Genomic DNA, 20912 nt, shown 5'->3' on the forward strand with positions numbered 1-20912 from the left:
CGTCGGGAGAGGCTGTCCTCTTCTCCACCCATAACGGTGGGTGGGTCGGACATCAATGGGGACGGACGGAGCCGGTCAGCCAAAGGGGGACGGAAATGGCAGACCGCGCGGACATCGAAGCCGGGGGGGGTCGACCCCCGCCTGCGGACGGCGAGGGCGGGCTGATGGCCTGCCACCTGGAGGAGGTGGCGCCCTGGGGGCGCTCCTTCGAGGAATACCGGGACCTGTTCCGGCTCGAGGACGCCGATCTGGAGCGGTCCATCCTGGGCGTGGGGGACGGGCCGGCCAGCTTCAACGCCGAACTCACCCGGCGGGGCGGGACGGTGGTCTCGGCGGACCCCCTGTACCGCTTTCCCCCCACCGCCATCCGCCGCCGGATCGACCGGGCCCGCCCGGGCATCGAGGCCGAGCTCATGGCCAACCTGGAAGGCTACAGCTGGGACTACCACGGCTCCGTGGGGGACCTGATCGAGGCCCGCCGCGCGGCCATGGACGCCTTCCTGGAGGATCTGGAGGGCGGGGAGCACTCCGGCCGCTACGTGGCCGCCGAGCTGCCCCGGCTGCCCTTTGCCGATGGCGCCTTCGACCTGGCCCTCATCTCCCACCTGCTGTTTTCCTACAGCGGCCGCCTCTCCCCGGCGTTCCACCTCCAGGCCGCCGGCGAGGCCGCCCGGGTGGCCCGGGAGGTGCGCATCTTCCCCTTGCTGGGGCTGGAAGGGCTGCCCGCCCTGGACGTGGCCCCGGTCTGGGAGTGGCTGGAGGGGCAGGGCTGGACGGTGACGGTGGAGGAGGTGGCCTACGAGCTGCAGCCCGGCGGCAACCGCATGCTGCGGGCCCGGTTCACTCCGGCCTGAGGGCGCTCTCCAGCAGGTCCCGCACCGTTTCCGGGCGGCCCTCGGTGGCGACCCAGTCGGCGCGGCTGTCCTTCCGCGCCGGGGTCTCGCGCCGGGTTACCTCCCCGTTGGCGATCTGCAGGACCCACCAGCCGCGCTCGGTGCGGAAGACCCCCTTGAGCCGTTCCACGCGGACGCCCTCCATCCCCTCCCGGGCCAGGCCCTCCAGCACCGCGGTCAGGCGGTCGTGGTGGAAGCACCGCGCCGCGGGCCACGTGGCGCCCCCGCTGGGGTCGTTCGCCGTGTCGCCGAGCGCGTGGGTGTGGCCGTGCGGGTGGCACGCCTCCGCCGCCGGCTCGGGGAGCCGCAGGGCGAACAGCTCCTCGTCGAGGTGGCCGTGCTCGGTGGTCACCACCCGCAGCTTGGGCGGCTCGAGCGTCGCCGCCCACTCCCGGAAGGCCTCCTCGGTACCGGGTTCCGCGGCGTCGCAGCGGTTCAGCACCAGGATATCGGCGGCGTCGGCCATGTGCCGGAAGAAGGGCATCTGCGAGGCGCGCCGGGGCTCGAACTCGGCGGCGTTGAGCAGGGCGATGGTGGGCCGTAGCTCCAGGCGCGACTGCCCGGCCATCTGCCGGAGCAGGACGAGCACCTGGGCCGGGTCGGCCATGCCGCTGGGCTCGATGATCAGCCGGTCGAGGTCGGGCAGCTCCAGCATGCGCTGGATGGTGGTCACCAGCCCCTCGGCGGCGGCGCAGCACACGCAGCCTCCCGGCACCGTGGCCACCTCCGGTCTCCCGCCCTCCCCCTCCAGGATGGCGCCGTCCAGCCCCACGGGGCCGAAATCGTTGACCACCACGCCTACCTCCTGCTCGCCGGTGTGGCGGCGCAGGTAGTCCAGGATGGCCGTGGTCTTGCCGACGCCCAGGGGGCCGGCGATCACGTGGCAGGGCAGGGGGGACGGCTCGGGCATGGCTGGACGGAGTGCCTCCGGTGCGGCGGATGGACGGATATCCTGACGGAGCCGCCCGGGCCCGTCCACCGCCCCGCCTATTCAGATTCATTGAAAAAGGACGCCGCGGGCGTCAAGATTGAGCGCACCAAACCTGCGCTGGGAGGAAGGTGCGTTGACATCCGCGAGCTTCGGCAAGCGCCGGGTGGCCGTCTGGGACGGGCCGCTCCGGCTCTTCCACTGGTCCCTGGTGGCCCTGATCGGCTTCGGCTGGTGGAGCGGCGAGCAGGGCCTGGACTGGATGGACGCCCACATGCTGGCCGGGCAGGCGGTGCTCGGGCTGGTGGCCTTCCGCCTGCTGTGGGGGCTCTGGGGGAGCCGGCACGCCCGTTTCGCCGACTTCCTGGCCGGCCCCCGGCGCGTGGTGGCGGAGCTGCGCGGCCTCCTGCGGGGGCGCCCCGAGCCGCACCTGGGCCACGGACCGGCGGGCGGCTGGGCGGTGATGCTGATCCTGCTGCTGGTGGGGGCGCAGGCCTTCACCGGGCTGTTCGCCAGCGACGACATCCTCACCGACGGGCCCCTGGTGGGCACCCTCCCCGGCGACATCGAGAGCTTCCTCAATAGCGCGCACTACACCTTGTTCGACGTCCTGCTGTGGGTGGTGGGCCTGCACGTGGCGGCGGTGGTCGTGGTCTATCCCTTGCTGGCCCGGGAGGATCTGGTGCGGCCCATGATCACCGGCTGGAAGCGGCTCGCCTCCGCTGCCACCGGTCGGCCGGAGCGGTTCGGCTGGGGCGTGGTCCTGCGGGGGCTGCTGCTGATGGTGGCGTGCCTGGCGGCGGTGTACGGAGGGATCGCCGCGGCGGGGTGAGCCGGGCCGGGGCCGGGCCCCGGCCGCCGGCTGTCAGTCTTCCTTGTAGTCGTCGTGGCAGGCCTTGCAGGATTCGCCCACGGCCTTGAACTTGGGGGCGATGGCGCCCTTGTCCCCGCCCTGCGCCACCTCGGCCAGCTCGGCGGAGGTCTCCTGGAGGTCCTCCATCTTGCCCTGGAAGTCCTCCCAGTTCTCCCAGATACCGGGCTTGGCCTCGCTGTCGGCCACGTCGGCGGTGCCCTCCATGAAGCCCTCCATGGGCATGTGGGCGAGCTGGGAGACGCGCTCGGCGCGGGTGGCGAACTCCTCGGCGTCGAAGTCGATCTCGCCCTTCATCATGGCGCCCATGGGCTTGAAGTTGTGGCCCATGACGTGGAACACGGACTCGCGGTACTCAACGGCCTTCTCTTCCTCGTCGCCGGCGGCGTGCGCCGTGGCGCCGGTGGCCAGCAGGGCGCCCGCCAACAGGGTGGCCATCTTGCGGTGCATGGGGTGCTTCCTCCAGCTTCGGTTAGTGGTTGCATGGTCCGCCTTGCCCGGGCCGCTCCATGGGCGGGACCGGCAAGGGGCAGTCCCGAACCTAGGTAGTGGCCGTCCGCAAGTAAATAAGAAAGTTTCGATGGAAATTTTCAAAAATTTTGAATAATTATCCGGAGGGACGGCCATGGCCCTGACCCTCGAGGCCCTGCAGGTGCTCGACGCCATCGACCGCAAGGGCAGCTTCTCCGCCGCGGCGGCGGAGCTCCACCGCGTTCCCTCCGCTGTCACCTACACCGTGCAGCGCCTGGAGGAGGGTCTGGGGGTGGCCCTGTTCGATCGGCGCGGGCACCGCCCCGTGCTGACCGAGGCGGGGCGGCTGGTGCTGGAGCAGGGCCGGCCCATCCTGGATGCGGCCCAGGACCTGGAGGCCACGGCGCGGCGGGTGGCCACCGGCTGGGAGGCGGAGCTGCGCATCGCGGTGGACGCCCTGTTTCCCGTGGCGGGGCTGTTCCCCCTGGTGGAGCGGTTCTACGCGGAGCAGCCCGGGGTGCGGGTGCGGCTGGGTCGGGAGGCCCTGGCGGGGGCCTGGGAGGCCCTGCTGGACGGCCGGGCCGATCTGGTGGTGGGCGCCACCGGGGACGGGCCCCCCGGGCGGGAATACGCGGTGCGGCCCCTGGGGGAGGTTGAGCTGGTTCCGGTGGCCGCCCCGGACCTGCCCCTGGCCGACCTCGACCGGCCCCTGAGCCCCGAGGATCTGCGCCCCTACCGGGTGGTGGCGGTGGCGGATTCGGCGCGGGAGCGGCCGGAGCGCAGCACCGGCCTGCGGAGCGGGCAACCCGTGCTCACCGTCCCCGACCAGGAGTCCAAGGTGGCGGCCCTGCTGCGGGGGCTGGGCGTGGGCCATCTGGCCCGGCACGCCGCCGCGCCCCACCTGCGCGCGGGGGCTCTGCGGGAGCTGCGGCTGACCAACCCTGTGCCGCCCACCACCACCTACCTGGCTTGGCGTACTCCCGTGCGCGGCCTGGCCCTGCGCTGGTTCCTGGATGCGCTGGCGGAGCCCGGAGCCCTGGAGACCTGGCTCGCCCCCCGGTCCGAGCCGGAGGACGCCTACCCCTAGGCTCGCCGGCGCAGCCGGGCGGGGCTCAATGGATGGAGTGGCGCGCCGAGGCCGGCAGTTCGGCGGGCGGCGCCACCCGCCGCCCCCAGGCGTCCGCCACCAGCTCCCGCACCCCCTCGGGGGTCACCGACTCCAGGTCGGCCTCCGCCAGATCCCCGGCGCCGTGGAGCCCGCCAAGGGCCAGGGCCTCCATCTCCACCAGCAGGTCGTCCCGCTGCAGGGCGGCCACCGCCCGCCAATGCGCCACGGCGTCTTCCAGCTCTGCGTCCGTGGGGCCCTCCGCCGCCAGCTCCCGGACGGCCTCCTCCACCACCCGGCGGCAGGCATCGCGCCATTCGGGATCCGTGTCCACCTCCAGCCACCACAGCCCCTGGTCCGAGTAGGTCTCCTGGTGGGCGCGGAAGCGGTAGGCCAGCTGGGCCTCGTGGCGGAGCTTGCGGTCGAGCCGGCTGTCCATGCCCTCGCCCAGGATGTGGTTGGCGAGGCGCGCCGTGGGACGCCACGGCGAGGCGGCCCCGGGGGCGGGCAGCAGCCAGAGCAGCTGGCCGAAGCCGTCCGCCCTTGAGGGCGCGGCCCGCACCGGCCCGTGCCAGCGGGGCGGGGTCACCTCCGGCGGGCCTCCGGCGGGGAGGTCCCGCAAGGGAGCCAGGGCCTCCGCAAGCTCGGCGGGGTCCACGTTTCCGGCGGCCGCCACCAGGACCCGCCCCCCGCGGGCCACCGAGGACCAGTAGCGGGCGAGGGAGGCGGGGGTGGCCCGGGCGAGGGCATCGGCCTCCCCCAGCAGGGGCCGGGCCAGGGGGTCGTCGCCCAGCGCCGCGCCCAGGGCCCGCTCCTCCAACCGGGTGGCCGGGTTGGTTGCCCAGGCCTCGCGCTCCCGGTCCACGGTGGCGCGGGCGCGGTCCAGGGCCTCGCGGCCCAGGGGACGGGGCGGCACGGCCTCGGCCAGGATGCGGGCCAGCTCCGGGGCCCGCGCGGCCGGGACGGTGCCGTGGAGGGCGGTCAGCTCCCGTCCGGTCTGGGCGTTGACCCGGCCGCCCAGGCGCTCGTAGGCCCGCAGCCGCCCCTGGCCGGGCTCCGGGCCCTCCAGGAGAAAATGCTCCAGCAGGTGGGCGTGGCCGTCCTCCCCCGGGGTCTGGTGGCGAACCCCGTTCACCAGCCACAGGCCCAGGGCGGCCCCGGCGAAGCCGGGCTTGGTTCGCACCGCCAGCCGCACCCCGTTGGGCCATTCCTCGTGATGGTATTCCCTCGTCAACGCTCCGTCCTCGCCTCTTGCAGGTGCGCGGGTCCGGGACCCCTCCGGGCCGCCTTTTCCGCCGATCAACAATCCACCGTATCAGGAAAACCCGCAGCGGGTGTGGACCAGGGCGCCCGTCGCGGGCTCGTCCTTGCACCTTCTTGGTGCCCGGGTCGTGGGCGGCGGCCCCTTTCGGTGCACAACTGGGGGGCTTCCCCGGCGAGTATTTTAATAATTAACTGAAGTTTAAGGGGTTTGAGGAATGGCACGATCCCTGCCTAGGAGGGGCCGTACATTCGTGACGCCACGCAAGGAGATTCCCATGCCCAAGCACGTTCCGTCCCGCATCGCCCCGTTCGCCGCCTCGGCGGCCCTGCTCGCCGGAGCCGCCACGGCCCAGGCCGAGGTCACCGGCAACATCGGGGCGGTGTCCCAGTACATCTTCCGCGGCGGTGTGGAGGACAGCCGCACGGCGCTTCAGGGCGGCCTGGACTACGGCCACGACTCGGGGCTTTACGCCGGCACCTGGTTCTCCACCCTCGACTACGGCGCCCCCAACAACAACGAGGTGGACCTCTATGCCGGCTACAGCGGCTCGGCGGGGGACTTCGGCTACGACCTCGGCCTCCTCTACTTCCTCTACACCGGCAATGGCGAGGGCGATTCCGACGCCAATACCCCCGAGGCCTACGTAGCGGGCTCCTACGGCCCCGTCGGCCTGTCCGTGAACTACGCCCTGGACGACTCCACCTGGACCAACCAGGGCGACGTCTACGTCAAGCTGAGCTTCGAGCAGGCGCTGCCCCGGGAGTTCACCTTCGCCGCGGACGCCGGCTACTACTTCTACGAGAGCGACGGCGAATTCATCACCGGCGGCACGGAGGACGGCGCCTTCCGGGACGCCACGGTGAGCCTCTCGCATCCGCTGGCGGCCACCGGGGCCGACATGAGCCTCAACTACACCTGGGGAGGCAGCGACCGCTTCGACAGCAGCGGGGATGGCTACCTGGACAACCACTTCTGGGCCGGGGCCACCTGGACCTTCTAGAGGAGCGCAGCCATGAAGCTCGTTACCGCCATTATCAAGCCGTTCAAGCTGGACGACGTGCGCGAGGCCCTCGGCGAGGCCGGTGTGCAGGGCATCACCGTGACCGAGGTGAAGGGCTTCGGCCGCCAGAAGGGCCACACCGAGCTCTACCGCGGCGCCGAATACGTGGTGGACTTCCTGCCCAAGGTGCGCATTGACGTGGTGGTGCCCGCGGACCAGGCGCAGGCGGTGGTGGACGCCATCACCGACACGGCCCAGACCGGCAAGATCGGCGACGGCAAGATCTTCGTGTCCCCGGTGGAGCAGGCGGTACGCATCCGCACCGGCGAGACCGACGCGGACGCCCTGTAGGCCCAAGGAGCCGAACGAATGGAAGCACTGAATGGACTGAAAGAGCTGAGCTACGCCCTGGACACCTTCTATTTCCTGATGTCCGGGGCGCTGGTGATGTGGATGGCGGCGGGCTTCGCCATGCTCGAGGCGGGGCTGGTGCGGGGCAAGAACACCGCCGAGATCCTGACCAAGAACGTGGCGCTGTTCGCCACCGCCAGCATCATGTACCTGCTGGTGGGTTACCAGATCATGTACGGATCGTCGCTGACCTCGGTCATTCCCGGGCTCGGCTTCCTGATCGGGGCGGACAACACCACCGAGGCGGTGCTCGCCGGCGGCGACGGTGCCCCGTACTACTCCAACCTGTCGGATTTCTTCTTCCAGGTGGTGTTCGTGGCCACGGCCATGTCCATCGTCTCCGGAGCGGTGGCGGAGCGCATGAAGCTGTGGGCCTTCCTGGCCTTCGCGGTGATCATGACCGGCTTTATCTACCCGGTGCAGGGCATGTGGACTTGGGGCGGCGGCTGGCTCGACCAGGCGGGCTTCTCGGACTTCGCCGGCTCCGGCATCGTGCACATGGCGGGCGCCTCCGCGGCCCTGGCCGGGGTGCTTCTGCTCGGGCCACGGCGGGGCAAGTACGGCCCCGGCGGCGTCATCAACGCCATCCCCGGCGCCAACTTGCCGCTGGCCACGCTCGGCACCTTCGTGCTGTGGCTGGGCTGGTTCGGCTTCAACGGCGGCTCCGAGCTGGCGGTGGCCAGCGTGGAGTCGGCCAACAACGTCGCCCGGGTCTTCGTCAACACCAACGCCGCCGCGGCTGCCGGCGTGGTGGCCGCGTTGCTGACCGCGCGCGTCCTGTTCGGCAAGGCCGACCTCACCATGACCCTGAACGGCGCTTTGGCCGGGCTGGTGGCCATCACCGCCGAGCCGCTTGCGCCGACGCCGCTGCTGGCCACCGTGGTCGGTGCCGTGGGCGGGATCCTGGTGGTGTTCTCCATCGTGGGGCTCGACAAGCTCAAGATCGATGACCCGGTGGGCGCCATCTCGGTCCACGGCGTGGTGGGGATCTGGGGGCTGCTGGCGGTGCTGCTGTCCAACGAAGGCGCCAGCCTGGGCGGTCAGCTCCTCGGCATCGTGGGCATCTTCGCCTGGGTATTCCTTGCCAGCCTCCTGGTCTGGGGCGTGCTCAAGGCGGTGGTGGGCATCCGTGTCTCCGAGGAGCTGGAGTACGAGGGCCTGGATCTGAGCGAGTGCGGTCTGGAGGCCTACCCGGAGTTCGAGGGGTCCCGCACCTGAGCGGGGCGGTCGGGGAGCAGGTCGGTTCCGGAGGTTTGGGCGGGCGATAACCGGCCGCCCCCGGCCAGGAGGACTTCGGAGGGCCCCGGGAGCCGCCCGCGGTGGGCGGCCCGGGGCCTTTCGGGGACGGGAGATGCCACAAAGAAGGCCCGCGGCCGGGACGGCCGCGGGCCTTCTTCTTCCTATGGTGCGCGGGGTGGGACTTGAACCCACACGAGCGTAAGCCCACTAGCCCCTCAAGCTAGCGCGTCTACCGATTCCGCCACCCGCGCGAGTAGCTGGTGCCCGCGACTGGACTTGAACCAGTGGCCTCACCCTTACCAAGGGTGTGCTCTACCGGCTGAGCTACGCGGGCATCCGACTGGTGGAGTTCCCGGTTGGGGAACCTCGCAAGCCTAAAGACCAATTTGTATGGTAGGGGTGCCCGCCCTGCGGCGCGCCCCCGAGCCTGCTTAGACCATGAATATGGTCGGGGTGTGCGCTCTGCAGCGCTCCCCACGGTCCTGCTTAGACCAATAAATTGGTCGGGGTGGGCGGATTCGAACCACCGGCCCCCGCCTCCCGAAGGCGGTGCTCTGCCAGGCTGAGCTACACCCCGTGGATACCGGCCGCGTGGCGACCCGGTTCCCGGAAAATGGAGCGGGCGATCGGATTCGAACCGACGACATCCACCTTGGCAAGGTGGTGCTCTACCAGCTGAGCTACGCCCGCTTTACAGCTTGAAATATGGTGCGCGGGGTGGGACTTGAACCCACACGGCCTTGCGGCCACTAGATCCTGAATCTAGCGCGTCTACCGAATTCCGCCACCCGCGCTTCTGACGCCCGTCTCGGGGCTATGGTTCCCTGCAGCCAGGGTGGCCGTTCATGGCTTCCCGCTGCAAGGGTCGTTTAGGATAGGATTCTGCGGCCTTGGACACAAGGGGGGGGAGGCGGTTTCTTGCAATTTTCTTGGAGCGTGGCAACAATCGGAAACCAGAGGGGTTTGCAAGTGCCTGAAAGATCGGAAAACCAAGGTGCATCCGGGACGCCCACGTTCAAGGGCTTCGCCCACCCCCAGGGGACGGGCCTGACCCTGAGCGTGCGCGGCTGCCGCTGGTCCCTGACCCTCAAGACCCCCGATGGCGGGCCCTATCCCCCCTTCGAGGAGTACCACCAGCTGGAGATGACCGCCGCGGACCTGCAACGGTTCATCAACGGCCGGGGACTGGACTGGAAGCGGCAGACCGGGGAGACCGGGCGGGAGGAGCTGGTGGCCATGGACAACGGCTTCTCCGTCCACCTCACTCCGGCCCTGGAGACCCCTTTGGACGAGGCGGCCATGGTCGCGGAGCTGGAGGCCCGGCTCGCGTAACGCGCCGGGGGAAACGGGCGCCCCCGCGGGGGCAGAAGGGGAGAAGCAGCATGGCACAGCGCAGTCGGACCCGCTATTCCGTGGCAGGGGCCGCGGCCAAGGGGGTGGAGGGCGGCCTGCCCCGGCCCCTCTACGAGGCCCTGCCGGTGCTGTACATCGGTGCCGCCGTCGCTTTTCTGTACCTGGTGGAGTCCCCCCTGGTGTTCCTTTCCAGCGCCCTGTTCGGGGCAGCCGGCATGGGGGTGCTCTGGATGCGGTTCCAGGCCCGCCGCGGCGGCTGACCCGCCGCCTCAGTCCCGCCCCGGGGTCCAGTGGCCCGGACACTCCCATTGCCAAAGGGCCGGAGGGTCCGCGTCCAATCGGGCGGCGGTGAGCGCTCCGCCCCAAACGCAGCCCGAGTCGAGGCCGAGGACGTCCCCGGAGCGGGTGAGCCCGTTGGCGGCCCAGTGGCCGTAGACCACCCGCGTCCCCCGCCAGCGCCGTTCCGAGTGGGCGTACCAGGGACGGAAGCGGGGGTCCGCCGGCGGGGCTCCTCCCCAATCGAACTCCCCCTCCGCCGTGCAGTAGCGGGTGCGGGTCAGCACCGCGGCGGTGAAGCGGAGCCATTCCCACTCCCGCTCGGGTGGGGGGTCGTGGGTGGGCAGCGTGGCGGTGGACAGGGATCCGGCCAGCTCCGGGCCCCACCGGTCCCGCAGCACCTGGCTGACCGCCTCCGCCCGGAGGCGGGCCTCGGCCAGGTCCCAGCCGGGGGCCAGGGCGGCGTGGACCATGGTCCAGCGGGGGTCTACGGCCTCGTGGAGCAAGGGCTGCCGCCGCAGCCAGTCCGCCAGGGCCGGTCCGTCCTCCGCCTCCAGGAGCTCCGCCAGCGTGTCCTTCCTGCGGAAGGCCGCGTAGCCGTGCGCCAGGGCGATGAGGTGCAGGTCGTGGTTGCCCAGCACCACTTGGACGGCGTCCCCCAGCCCGCGCAGCCGGCGCAGCACCTGCAGGGACCGCGGCCCCCGGTTCACCAGGTCCCCCACCACCCACAGCCGGTCCCGTTGGGAGTCGAAGCCGATCCGGCCCAGCAGGCCTTCCAGCTCTTCCCCGCAGCCTTGGATGTCACCGATGGCGTAGACGGCCAATGTTCTCCCCGAGGTCGGACGCGGGCTGTATTCTACCGGCCGGGGTAGGGGGCGGGGCTAGCCTTCGCCAACGGCGGGCCGGGGCCGGCGGAGCACCGGGGCCGGTTCCGCCTGCGGGGGGCCGAGGTAGGCGCCCTGGCCGTAGTGCACGCCCATCTCCTGGAGCAGGGCCAGGGTCTGGCCGTTCTCCACGAACTCGGCCACCACCTCCTTGCCGAGGGTGTGGGCGATGTCCACCAGGGAGCGGACGATGGCCAGGTCGAGGGTGGAGCCGGAAAGCTCGCGGATGAAGTGGCCGTCGATCTTGACCAAGTCCACCGGAAGCTCCCGCAGGTAGGCGAAGCTGGCGAAGCCGCTGCCGAAATCGTCGAGGCTGAAGCGGCAGCCCATCTCCTTGAGGGTCCAGATCATGGCCTTGGCCGCCGCCATGTTGGCGATGGCCACCGTCTCGGTGATCTCGAACACCACGGCGGAGGGGTCCAGCTCCCAGCGCTCGATCTCCTGGCGGATCTCGTCGCAGAGCTGCTGGTCGTTGAAGGCACTGGCGGAGAGGTTGATCGAGAAGGTGAGCCCCGGTCGCTCCCGGCGTTCGGTGGCCAGCTTGGCCAGGGCATGGCGTACCACCCAGCGGTCGATCTCGCCCATGAGGCTGAAGCGCTCGGCGGTGGGAAGGAACTCGGCGGGAAGCAGGAGCTCACCGTCCTCCTCCATGCGCAGCAGGGTCTCGTGGAAGTCCCCGGTGTTGCCGCCGAGCCCGCGGATGGGCTGGTAGACCAGCCGGAAGCGGTCCTGATTGAGAGCTCTGCGCAGCCGGTGGAACATCTCCAGCCGCTTGCTCATGAGCTGACCGGCCGTCTCGCCGGGCTGGTAGAGGCTGATGCGGTTGCGCCCCGCCTCCTTGGCCTGGTTGCAGGCGAGGTCGGCGCGGGCCAGGAGGTCCCCGGCCGTGTCCGAGGTGTCCCGCAAGGGGGCGACGCCGATGCTTACCGAGAGGGTCATGTCCCGCTTGCCCACCCGGAAGCCGAAATGGGCCAGCCGGTCGCGGATGGTCTCCCCCACCCCGCAGGCCGCCTGCTCATCCAGCCCGGGCACCGCCAGGACGAACGCGTCGCCTCCCACGCGCCCGAGCAGGGAGTCGGTGGGCTGGGCGGCGATGAGCTCCTTGCCCACCTCGGCGAGGAGGTGGTCACCGGTCTCGTGGCCGAGGGTGTCGTTGACGTAGCGGAACTGGTCGATGTCGATGTAGAGCAGGGCCAGGCGCGGCTCCCCAGTGGCCTCTTGCCGCTCCACCTCCTCCTGGAGGCGCTGCTGGAGGTATTGCCAGTTAAGGAGCCCGGTCAGCGGGTCCAGATAGGCCTGCTGGGCGAGCTGCTCCGCGCGCTTGCGGTGGCGGCCCGCGGTGCGGGCCAGGGCTACCAGATCGGCGATGGAGCCGGCGAAGGCCACCTCCGCCTCGCTCCAGGCGCGCCGTCCGCCGGTGTGCTCGAAGCAGACCACCCCCGCCACCTCGCCCTCGAGGAGGATTGGGGCGTCCAGCAGGGCCCGTACACCGTGCCGGGCCAGATAGGTAGGCGTCAGTTCGCGGAGGTTGGGGTCCGAGGCCGAATCCTCCACCTTTAGAACCCGGTTGGCACGTAGGGCCTCCACGTAGACGGGGGCCTGCGCCGTATCCAGCACCTCCCCGGCGGTGTGGCGCCCCGCTGTGCGATCGAAGTTCTCGGCGCAGCGCAGGTGCTGGTAGTCGGGGGAGAACCACCACACGTTGAACCGTTCCACGTTCAGGGCGGCGGCGGCGCGCTCGGCGATGTGCACCAGGCCCCAGCCCTCGTTGGTGATGATGTCCTCCGCCTCCCGGGCCAGGTCGGCGATGGTTTCCTGGAGCTGGCGTGCCTGCACCTCCTCCCGGCGGTCCGCGATTACCAGGTTGTAGTGACGGCGCTCATACAGGGGCGTGCCCAGGTGGCGCAGGAAGATCCGCACCGGGATCCGCTGGCCGTCCCGGGACAGCAGAACCGCCTCTCGGCGGAGGCCGCGGACCAGGTCGGGCGCCTCCTGGGGCGTGGGGAGCTCCCGCAGCGGCGAACCGGGCGCGGTGAGGGAGTGGAAAGTCCGGCCCGCCAGGGCCTCGGGGGAGTACCCCAGCAGTTCGCGGATATTGGTGGAGACGCGGCGCAGGGTCTGATCCGGGGCCACGGTGGCGAAGGCGAAGCCCGCCTCGCGGGACACGTTGTCCCAGAAGGAGAACTGCCGGCCCTCCTCGCGGAGGAGACGCATTGAGGCCAGCACCACCCCCAGTATCAGGAAGGAGACGGCCAGGCCGGGGAGCTCGGAGATCCAGGGCCCGCCCAGCCAGGGGGTGTCCATCTGGGCGAAGGTGATGCCCTGGCGGGCCGCCATGAGGGAGGTGAGCGCGGCGAGGAAGAGGATAGGCATGCGGCGGTCCCGGAGCAGGAGCCAGAGGGTCAGGCCCAGGCCCGCCAGGCGGACCGTGATGGAGAGGAGGAGCAGGGTGCCCATGGTCCGGTGCTAAGCTCTTTGCAATGGGGTTCCGCCCCGGAAGGCCCGGGGTAGGCCGCGGTCCGGCCTAGCGTAGCGCGAAAAGGGTTCTCATGCATGGGGCTGTGCCGCTCAGTGGCCGTTCCCCATGCCGCCGTGGCCGCCGCCGAAAACCATCCACAGGGTCCACAGGCCGAACCCGACGAGCAGGGCCCCGGCCGCCCGGCGCACCCAGGGGTTGCCGAGCCAGCGGCCCAGGGCGGCGGCGAACATGCCCATGGCCATGAGGTTGGGCAGCGTGCCCAGGCCGAAGGCTAGCATGAGCAGGCCGCCCTGGGCCGCCCCGCCGGCGGTGAGGGACTGCACCAGGACCATGTACACCATGCCGCAGGGCAACCAGCCCCAGACGGCGCCGAGCCCCAGAGCGGTCCCCACACCCTGGACGGGGAGCAGACGCTGGCCGAGCGGCTCCAGGCGCCGCCACAGGGGCATGCCGATGCGCTCCACCCGGCTGAAGGAGGGCCACCAGCCGCCGATGTACAGGCCCAGGGCCACCATGATGATCCCGGCCAGGCTGCGCAGGATGACCGGGCCGGTCTCGTGCGGGGTCCCTAAAGCAAGGGCGGTGCCAAGGGCCCCGGCGAGGACGCCGGCCACGGTGTAGCTGGCGACGCGGCCCAGATTGTAGGCCGCCAGGAAGGGCAGCTGCCGCCATACCGAAGCGCGGATGCGCTCGTCCAGGCCGAAGGTGAGGGTGGCCGTGATGCCGCCGCACATGGTGGCGCAGTGCGGGCCGCCCAGCAGGCCCACCAGGAAGGCGGCGGAAAGGGTGAGGGCTTCCATCTCCAAGGGGGAATGCTCCGCATGCCGGAAAGGGGGAAGGGTAAGCCATCCCCGGGCAGGAATCCATAACCTTATTGCGAGTATGGGAATTCGGACAAAAAAATGGAGCGGGCCGGGAAAAGGGGGGGGAAACCGGCAACCGCTCCACCGGGCCGCGAACGACCCTAAACCAACCGAAATGTCGATGCCCGAAGGCATCCAAGGGAGGGCTTGGCCCTCGCTATGGCCTCGCCCTTCCCTTTGCAAACCCGATGCCAAAACCGTCGCTACGCTGCAACCGGCATCGGGCCGGGGTGTTCGTTTCTTGCGACACTGTTCCTAGGCTATCGCATTGCTCCAAACGGGACAAGGGGTGTCCGGATCGGAACGGGGTAGGGGTTCGCGACGGTAGCCAAAGGGGGAGTGGGGGGATACATTGGAGCCATGGACCGTGTCTTGACACGGGTCAAGGCACGACCCCGCAAGGGAGGAGGTTGTCCGCATGCGTTACCTGTTGGCCGTCGCTGTCCCGCCCGCCTCGGTCTGTCGGCTCGGCTGTCACACCGCGCCGCCCATAGCGATCTTCTGGCTGGCGGCCCTGACCACCCTCTTTCTGGCCCCGTCCTGGAACGTGGTGTGGCTGTCGCTGGCGGCCTTCTTCTGGGTGGCCGCCACCACCTGGGCCGTGCTCACCCTGAGAAGCGCCGAGGCCGATACCCGCAACGCCCCGGAGAGCAACCGGCGCCGGTCCGTGCGGCCCGACCGCCAGTATCCCGGTGAGGAGGAGATTCCCCTGAAGGACTGAGGGGGACTCCCGGGTACCGGAACCTCAGCGGGCGGCGGTAGCGGGTCCCAGCCGGTGGGAGAGGACCTCGGCGAGGTAGCGCCCGGTGTGGCTCTCCGGTTCGCGGGTTACATCCTCGGGCGTGCCGGTGGCCAGGATCCGCCCGCCTCCCTCGCCGCCCTCCGGGCCGAGGTCGATGATCCAGTCGGCGGTCTTCATGACGTCCAGATTGTGCTCGATCACCAGCACCGTGTTGCCGTGGTCCCGCAGGCGGTGCAGCACCGAGAGCAGCTGCCGGATGTCGTCGAAGTGCAGGCCGGTGGTGGGCTCGTCGAGGATGTACAGGGTGCGGCCGGTGTCGCGGCGGGACAGCTCGCGGGCCAGTTTGACCCGCTGCGCCTCGCCGCCGGACAGGGTGGTGGCGCTCTGGCCCAGCTTGACGTAGGACAGACCCGCATCCATCAGGGTCTGGAGCTTGTTGGCCACCGCCGGCACGGGGTCGAAGAACTCCCGCGCCTCCTCGATGGTCATCTCCAGCACCTCGTGGATGTTCTTGCCCTTGTAGCGTACCTCCAGGGTCTCCCGGTTGTAGCGCTTGCCTTCGCACTCGTCGCACGGCACGAAGGCGTCGGGCAGGAAGTGCATCTCCACCTTGATCACCCCCTCCCCCTGGCAGGCCTCGCAGCGCCCGCCCTTGACGTTGAAGGAGAACCGCCCGGGCTTGTAGCCGCGGGTACGGGCCTCCTGGGTGCCGGCGAACAGCTCGCGAACGGGGGTGAAGATGCCGGTGTAGGTGGCCGGATTGGAGCGGGGCGTCCGGCCGATGGCCGACTGGTCGATGTTGACGATCTTGTCGATGCGCTCCAGGCCGTGGATGGCGTCGTGCGGCGCGGGCTGGGCGCGGGCGCCGTGGAGCTCGCGCGAGACGCCCTTGGCCAGGGTCTCGTTGATGAGCGTGGACTTGCCGGAGCCGGAGACCCCGGTGATGCAGGAGAACAGCCCCAGGGGGATGTCCACGCTGACGTCGTCCAGGTTGTTGCCGCGCGCCCCTTCCACCGTGAGGGTGTAGCCGTCCTCGGGCGGGTGGCGCTCCGCGGGGATGGCGATCTCCTCGCGGCGGGAGAGGTAGGCGCCGGTGAGGCTATCGGCGTTGCGCGCCACCTCGTCCGGCATGCCGGTGGCCACCACCTCGCCGCCGTGGGTGCCGGCGCCGGGGCCCATGTCCACCACATGGTCGGCGGCGCGGATGGCCTCCTCGTCGTGCTCCACCACGATCACCGTGTTGCCCAGGTCACGCAGGTGTTTGAGCGTGCCGAGCAGGCGGTCGTTGTCGCGCGGGTGGAGGCCGATTGAGGGTTCGTCGAGCACGTACATGACGCCTACCAGGCCGGCGCCGATCTGGCTGGCCAGCCGGATGCGCTGCGCCTCGCCGCCGGACAGGGTATCCGCCGACCGGTCCAGAGTCAGGTAGTTCAGGCCCACGTCCACCAGGAACGACAGGCGGTCGTTGATCTCCTTGAGGATGCGCTCGGCGATCTGGGCGCGGCTGCCGTGCAGGTCCAGCTCCCGGAAGAAGTCCAGGGTGCGGTGCACGGGGTCGCGCGTGACCTCGTGAATGGCCCGCCCGCCCACCAGCACGTTGCGGGCCTCGATGCGCAGGCGCGCGCCGCCGCAGTCGGGGCAGGGCTCCTCGGTGATGTACTTGGCCAGGTCCTCGCGGACCGCCGCCGACTCGGTCTCGCGGTAGCGCCGATCCAGGTTGGGGATCACGCCCTCGAAGGGCATGTCCCGGTAGTGGGCGCTCCCCGACTCCGACTCGAAGGTGAAGCGGATCTTCTCCTCGCCGGAGCCGTAGAGGATGACCCGCTGCGCCTCCTCGGGCAGCCGCTCAAAGGGGGTCTCGGTGTCGAAGCCGTAGTGCTCCCCGAGCGCCTCCAGCATCTGGAAGTAGAAATGGCTGTGGCGCTTGTCCCAGGGGCGGATGGCGCCCTCGCGCAGGGTCCAGTCCGTGTGCGGGATGACCCGCTGCGAGTCGAAGGAGCTGATCACCCCCAGGCCGTCGCAGGTGGGGCAGGCGCCGTGGGGGTTGTTGAAGGAGAACATCCGGGGCTCGAGGTCCGGATAGGAGACGTTGCAGTCCGGGCAGGCGAAGCGCTCGGAGAACAACAGCTCCGGGCCGTCGAGCACCTGAACCTGGGCCAGCCCCTCGCCGTAGCGCAGGGCGGTCTCCAGGGACTCGGCCAGCCGGTTGCGGGCGTCCTCGCGGACCTTGAGCCGGTCCACCACCAGCTCCACCTGGTGGGCGCGCTTGCCGTCGAGCTCCGGGATGCCGCCGTCGAGCTCCACCATCTCGCCGTCCACCCGCGCCCGGATGAAGCCCTGGGCGCGCACCTTCTCCAGCAGCTCGCGGTGCTCGCCCTTGCGCCCGCGCACGATGGGCGCGAGCACGTGGATGCGCGTGCCCTCCTCCATGCCCAGCACCTGGTCCACCATCTGGGTGACGGTCTGGGCGCGGATGGGCTTGCCGCAGGAATAGCACACCGGCTGGCCCACCCGCGCGAAGAGCAGCCGCAGGTAGTCGTAGATCTCGGTGACCGTGCCCACCGTGCTGCGGGGGTTGTGGGAGGCGGTCTTTTGCTCGATGGAGATGGCCGGCGACAGCCCTTCGATGGACTCCACCTCCGGCTTGCTCATCATGTTGAGGAACTGCCGGGCGTAGGCGGAGAGGCTTTCCACGTAGCGCCGCTGGCCGTCGGCGTAGAGGGTGTCGAAGGCGAGCGAGGACTTGCCGGACCCGGAGACCCCGGTGATGACCACCAGCCGGTCCCGCGGGATGTCCACATTGATGTTCTTCAGGTTGTGGGTGCGCGCGCCGCGGACCTGGATCCAGTCCATGGTTATCCGTTGTGCTGGAGGGGCCCGCCGGGGCGGGCCGTAGGAATCAGGGTGTGGCCGGCCGTTATGCCGGGCCGGGGAAACGAGGTATCATAGCCCCTTTCGCGCGGGAGGGGCAAAGCCCGCCAGGAGGAACCCCAGGAGTACCGTTCTTGAGCGAGGAAAAGACCGTAATGTCCCCGGCCGAGCGTCGGGCCTCCCTGTCGCTGGCGGGGATCTTCGGCCTCCGGATGCTTGGACTCTTCCTCATCCTTCCCGTCCTCAGCCTCTACGCCCACGACCTGCCCGGCGCCACCCCGCTGCTGGTGGGCACGGCCATCGGCGCCTACGGCCTGACCCAGGCCCTCCTCCAGATCCCCTTCGGCGCCGCCTCCGATCGGCTGGGCCGCAAGCCGGTGATCGCCTTTGGGCTGTTGCTGTTCGCCGGGGGCTCCGTGCTGGCGGCCATGGCCGACAACATCTATCTGCTCCTGCTCGGGCGCGTCCTTCAGGGTGCCGGGGCCATCGGCGCGGCCGTGATCGCCATGGTCGCCGACCTGACCCGGGAAGAGACCCGTACCCGGGCCATGGCGCTGATCGGCATGACCATCGGCGTTTCCTTCGCCGTCTCCCTGGTGCTGGGGCCCACCCTGGAGCACTGGATCGGCGTGCCCGGCATCTTCTGGCTCACCGCGGTGCTGTCGGCGGGGGCCATCGGGGTGGTGTACCTGGTGGTGCCGGAGCCGGAGCATTCCGGCCGCCACCGGGACGCCGAGCTGTCCCGGGAGATGCTGGGGAGCATCCTCCGTAACCCCACCCTGCTGCGGCTGGACTTCGGCATCTTCGCTCTGCACCTGGTGCTCACCGCCCTGTTCGTGGTGATCCCGCCCGTGCTGGTGGAGGAGGTGGGCTTGGCCACCTCGTGGCAATGGATCCTGTACCTGCCGGTGGTGCTGGCCTCCTTCGTCCTCATGTTCCCCCTGGTGTTCCTGGCCGAGGCGCGGCGTCTCATGCAGCCGGTGTTCCTGGGGGCCATCGTCGTGCTGTTGGCCGCCCTGCTCCTGTTGGCCTGGCTGCCCCCGGGACCGTGGAGCCTGGGCCTGGCCTTGGTGGCCTTCTTCACCGGCTTCAACGTCCTGGAGGCCAGCCTGCCCTCCCTCATCTCCAAGGCCGCCCCGGCGGCGGCCAAGGGGACGGCCGTGGGGGTCTACAACGTGGCAGAGTTCTTCGGCGCCTTCCTGGGCGGCACCCTGGGCGGCGCGGTGGCGGGGGCCTACGGACCGGAGGGGGTGTTCCTGATCGGCGCGGTGGTGGCCCTGCTCTGGCTGGGGGTGGCCCTATCCGGCCCCGTGCCCCATCATGTATCCACCCGCCTGATCGCCGTGGGCGCCCTGGAGCCGGGAGAGGCCCGGGAGCTGGAGCGCGCCCTGCAGGAGATCGAGGGCATGGTGGAGGCGCGGGTGTTCGCCGACGAGGGCACCGCCTACTGCAAGGTGGACCGGCAGCGGCTCGACGAGGAGGCCCTGGGCGAGGTCCTGGACTGGGTCCGGGCGGAGGCCGAGGCGGCCGGGTAGCCGGGGCGGACGCGGTAACGAACAGCACACAAGGAAGGGGAGCATCATGGCCAGCGGCGGCGTGAACAAGGTCATCCTGATCGGGAATCTGGGACGGGATCCCGAGATCCGCTACACCACCAACGGCAACGCGGTGGCCAACATCAGCCTGGCCACCACCCGGCGCTACCGGGGCCGGGACGGCCAGCAGCAGGAAGAGACCGAGTGGCACCGCGTGGTGATGTTCTCCCGCCTGGCGGAGATCGCCGGCGAGTACCTGCGCAAGGGCTCCCAGGTCTACATCGAGGGCCGCCTGCAGACCCGCAAGTGGCAGGACAACAACGGCCAGGATCGCTACTCCACCGAGGTGGTGGCCAACGAGATGCAGATGCTCGGCGGGGGCGGCTCCGGCGGCGGTGGCCGGGGCGGCGGGGGCTGGGACCAGTCGGCCCCCTCCGACTTCGACCAGACCGCCCCGCAGGGCGGCGGGTCCGGAGGCGGCGGCCAGCCCGACTTCGATCAGGATTTCGAGGACGATATTCCGTTCTAAAAAACACCCCGACCGAGAACCGGAAATCCAAAAGGCCCGGCTAGAGCCGGGCCTTTTGGGTTGGGAGCGAAAAGGTCTCGCCCTTAGCCCCCGGACCGGGCGGCTGTGGGGGTCAAGGCCTCGGTGGCCTCGTCCCCGCTCCCCGGGAAGGGCTGGACCGCGTGGGTGGGCTGGTCCGGATCCTCTTCCCGGGCGGCGGGGAACAGCGCCAGTCCGTGGCCGGCCGCGATGGTGACGGCCACGCGGTCGCCCGGGGCGTGGTGGACCTCGTGGTTGGTCCGGATCCGGACCCGGGCGCCGCACTGCAGGTCCACGCCGAACAGGCGGCTGCCGCCCTCGTAGCGGGACCAGGCAACCACTCCGTTGCCGGCCTCGGCGGCCTGCAGGGCGAGGTCGTCGGGACGCACCAAGGCCTCCACCGAACCCATGGCACCGTGACCAGGGGCCTGCCCGATGGGGGTGGTGACCGTGCCGTCGGCGGCCTCCCCCGCCAGGAAGGATGCCTCGCCGAGGAACTCGGCCACGAAGCGGGTGGCGGGATCGCGGAAGCATTCCTCGGGCGGGGCGATCTGCTCCAGCCGGCCGTCGTGCATGACCCCCACGCGGTCACCGATGGACAGCGCTTCCGACTGGTCGTGGGTCACCCAGATGGCGGGCACGCCGGCTTCCTTCAGGGCGGCGCGGATCTCCCAGCGCAGGCTGTCCTTGAGCGAGGCGTCGAGGTTGGACAGGGGCTCGTCGAGCAGGACCAGCTCCGGCTGGTGGGCCAGACAGCGGGCCAGGGCGACCCGCTGTTTCTGGCCGCCGGACAGCTCCTCCGGATAGGCGTCACGCTGTGCGCCCAGCCCCAGCCACTCCAGCCAATGGTCCACGGGGTCCGAGCGCCGCAGGCGGAAGCCCACATTCTGGGCCACGGTCAGGTGGGGGAACAGGGCGAAGTCCTGGAACACCAAGCCGGTACGGCGCTGCTCCGGGGGGACGAAGACGCTAGGGCCGCTGACCGTGCGACCGCCGATGCGCACCGTGCCGCTGGTGGGCGGCACCAAGCCGGCCACTACCCGGAGGGTGGTGGTCTTGCCGCAGCCGGTGGGCCCCAGCAGGGTTACGATCTCGCCTTCGGCGGCGGTGAGGCTCACGTCGCGCACGGCGACCTCGTCGCCGTAGGTCACGTTGAGCTTGTCGATCTCCAGCATCGCCT

The 20912-nt window shown here is 70.6% G+C and carries 19 protein-coding genes and 5 tRNA genes; 11 read left to right on the forward strand and 13 right to left on the reverse strand.

Annotated features, from left to right (window positions below):
• Positions 1–95 precede the first annotated feature (95 nt).
• Positions 96–854 carry an SAM-dependent methyltransferase gene (locus AN478_RS03865; protein ID WP_231627328.1) on the forward strand — a complete coding sequence of 253 codons (759 nt, stop codon included), beginning with the start codon at positions 96–98 and terminating at the stop codon, positions 852–854.
• On the opposite strand, the gene AN478_RS03870 is transcribed toward AN478_RS03865, so the two are convergent.
• Complete coding sequence (locus AN478_RS03870; protein ID WP_054965313.1) at positions 841–1803, reverse strand: CobW family GTP-binding protein; 963 nt, start codon at positions 1801–1803, stop codon at positions 841–843. The two genes, AN478_RS03865 and AN478_RS03870, sit on opposite strands and share 14 nt — an antisense overlap.
• 154 nt (positions 1804–1957) lie before the next feature.
• On the opposite strand from AN478_RS03870, the gene AN478_RS14660 reads away from it, so the two are divergent.
• Positions 1958–2653, forward strand: coding sequence for a cytochrome b/b6 domain-containing protein (locus AN478_RS14660; RefSeq protein ID WP_054965314.1), 696 nt, complete (start codon positions 1958–1960; stop codon positions 2651–2653).
• 33 nt (positions 2654–2686) lie between these two features.
• Here AN478_RS14660 and AN478_RS03880 read toward each other — a convergent pair whose 3' ends face one another.
• Complete coding sequence (locus tag AN478_RS03880) at positions 2687–3142, reverse strand: c-type cytochrome (protein WP_054965315.1); 456 nt, start codon at positions 3140–3142, stop codon at positions 2687–2689.
• Between the two features lie 175 nt (positions 3143–3317).
• On the opposite strand from AN478_RS03880, the gene AN478_RS03885 reads away from it, so the two are divergent.
• Positions 3318–4250 (forward strand): LysR substrate-binding domain-containing protein, encoded by a 933-nt coding sequence (locus AN478_RS03885; RefSeq protein ID WP_054965316.1) that lies wholly within the window; start codon positions 3318–3320, stop codon positions 4248–4250.
• A gap of 25 nt (positions 4251–4275) precedes the next feature.
• Here AN478_RS03885 and AN478_RS03890 read toward each other — a convergent pair whose 3' ends face one another.
• Positions 4276–5502, reverse strand: a complete 1227-nt coding sequence (locus tag AN478_RS03890) for a M16 family metallopeptidase (RefSeq protein ID WP_054965317.1) — start codon at positions 5500–5502, stop codon at positions 4276–4278.
• Positions 5503–5806: 304 nt separating this feature from the next.
• On the opposite strand from AN478_RS03890, the gene AN478_RS03895 reads away from it, so the two are divergent.
• Genes AN478_RS03895 through AN478_RS03905 form a run of 3 tightly spaced genes read left to right on the forward strand, consistent with a single transcriptional unit; the run spans position 5807 to position 8161 of the window.
• Complete coding sequence (locus tag AN478_RS03895) at positions 5807–6532, forward strand: TorF family putative porin (RefSeq protein WP_054965318.1); 726 nt, start codon at positions 5807–5809, stop codon at positions 6530–6532.
• A 12-nt stretch (positions 6533–6544) separates the two neighbouring features.
• Complete coding sequence (locus AN478_RS03900; protein ID WP_054965319.1) at positions 6545–6883, forward strand: P-II family nitrogen regulator; 339 nt, start codon at positions 6545–6547, stop codon at positions 6881–6883.
• Between the two features lie 27 nt (positions 6884–6910).
• A complete protein-coding gene (locus tag AN478_RS03905) occupies positions 6911–8161 on the forward strand; it encodes an ammonium transporter (RefSeq protein ID WP_054965521.1) in 1251 nt (416 codons plus the stop codon).
• 185 nt (positions 8162–8346) lie between these two features.
• Here the strand turns inward: AN478_RS03905 and AN478_RS03910 are convergent.
• The 5 genes from AN478_RS03910 to AN478_RS03930 form a co-directional block, all read right to left on the reverse strand.
• Positions 8347–8433, reverse strand: a tRNA-Leu gene (locus AN478_RS03910).
• 7 nt (positions 8434–8440) lie between these two features.
• Positions 8441–8516: transfer RNA gene (locus AN478_RS03915), tRNA-Thr, on the reverse strand.
• A gap of 166 nt (positions 8517–8682) precedes the next feature.
• Positions 8683–8759: transfer RNA gene (locus AN478_RS03920), tRNA-Pro, on the reverse strand.
• Positions 8760–8796: 37 nt separating this feature from the next.
• Positions 8797–8872: transfer RNA gene (locus AN478_RS03925), tRNA-Gly, on the reverse strand.
• A gap of 16 nt (positions 8873–8888) precedes the next feature.
• Positions 8889–8976: transfer RNA gene (locus AN478_RS03930), tRNA-Leu, on the reverse strand.
• Positions 8977–9151: 175 nt separating this feature from the next.
• Here AN478_RS03930 and AN478_RS03935 point away from each other — a divergent pair.
• Entirely contained in the window at positions 9152–9514 is a 363-nt protein-coding gene (locus AN478_RS03935; RefSeq protein ID WP_143004132.1) for a hypothetical protein, read from the forward strand.
• A gap of 50 nt (positions 9515–9564) precedes the next feature.
• The gene (locus AN478_RS03940; RefSeq protein ID WP_054965321.1) at positions 9565–9795 is read left to right on the forward strand and encodes a hypothetical protein; all 231 of its coding nucleotides are present in this window, start codon (positions 9565–9567) and stop codon (positions 9793–9795) included.
• A 9-nt stretch (positions 9796–9804) separates the two neighbouring features.
• Here the strand turns inward: AN478_RS03940 and AN478_RS03945 are convergent, their stop codons facing one another.
• The 3 genes from AN478_RS03945 to AN478_RS03955 all read right to left on the reverse strand — a co-directional run bounded on the left by AN478_RS03945 (position 9805) and on the right by AN478_RS03955 (position 13974).
• Entirely contained in the window at positions 9805–10635 is an 831-nt protein-coding gene (locus tag AN478_RS03945; protein WP_054965322.1) for a symmetrical bis(5'-nucleosyl)-tetraphosphatase, read from the reverse strand.
• A gap of 57 nt (positions 10636–10692) precedes the next feature.
• Positions 10693–13152: an EAL domain-containing protein gene (locus AN478_RS03950; protein WP_054965323.1), complete on the reverse strand. Its 2460-nt coding sequence runs from the start codon at positions 13150–13152 to the stop codon at positions 10693–10695.
• 111 nt (positions 13153–13263) lie between these two features.
• Positions 13264–13974, reverse strand: a complete 711-nt coding sequence (locus AN478_RS03955; protein WP_054965522.1) for a sulfite exporter TauE/SafE family protein — start codon at positions 13972–13974, stop codon at positions 13264–13266.
• Positions 13975–14455: 481 nt separating this feature from the next.
• Here AN478_RS03955 and AN478_RS03960 point away from each other — a divergent pair, with 481 nt between their 5' ends.
• Positions 14456–14758 (forward strand): hypothetical protein, encoded by a 303-nt coding sequence (locus tag AN478_RS03960; RefSeq protein ID WP_054965324.1) that lies wholly within the window; start codon positions 14456–14458, stop codon positions 14756–14758.
• Between the two features lie 24 nt (positions 14759–14782).
• Here the strand turns inward: AN478_RS03960 and uvrA are convergent, their stop codons facing one another.
• On the reverse strand, positions 14783–17632 hold the full coding sequence (uvrA, locus tag AN478_RS03965) for an excinuclease ABC subunit UvrA (RefSeq protein WP_054965325.1): 2850 nt from the start codon (positions 17630–17632) through the stop codon (positions 14783–14785).
• A 152-nt stretch (positions 17633–17784) separates the two neighbouring features.
• Between uvrA and AN478_RS03970 the strand changes: the two genes are divergently transcribed.
• Both AN478_RS03970 and AN478_RS03975 read left to right on the forward strand, forming a co-directional pair.
• Positions 17785–19185, forward strand: a complete 1401-nt coding sequence (locus AN478_RS03970) for an MFS transporter (protein WP_317622990.1) — start codon at positions 17785–17787, stop codon at positions 19183–19185.
• Between the two features lie 46 nt (positions 19186–19231).
• Complete coding sequence (locus AN478_RS03975; RefSeq protein ID WP_054965327.1) at positions 19232–19714, forward strand: single-stranded DNA-binding protein; 483 nt, start codon at positions 19232–19234, stop codon at positions 19712–19714.
• Positions 19715–19797: 83 nt separating this feature from the next.
• Here AN478_RS03975 and AN478_RS03980 read toward each other — a convergent pair whose 3' ends face one another.
• On the reverse strand, positions 19798–20907 hold the full coding sequence (locus AN478_RS03980) for an ABC transporter ATP-binding protein (protein WP_074471380.1): 1110 nt from the start codon (positions 20905–20907) through the stop codon (positions 19798–19800).
• Positions 20908–20912 lie beyond the last annotated feature (5 nt).

The organism is Thiohalorhabdus denitrificans (genome assembly GCF_001399755.1).
GTDB classification, from domain to species: Bacteria; Pseudomonadota; Gammaproteobacteria; order Thiohalorhabdales; family Thiohalorhabdaceae; genus Thiohalorhabdus; species Thiohalorhabdus denitrificans.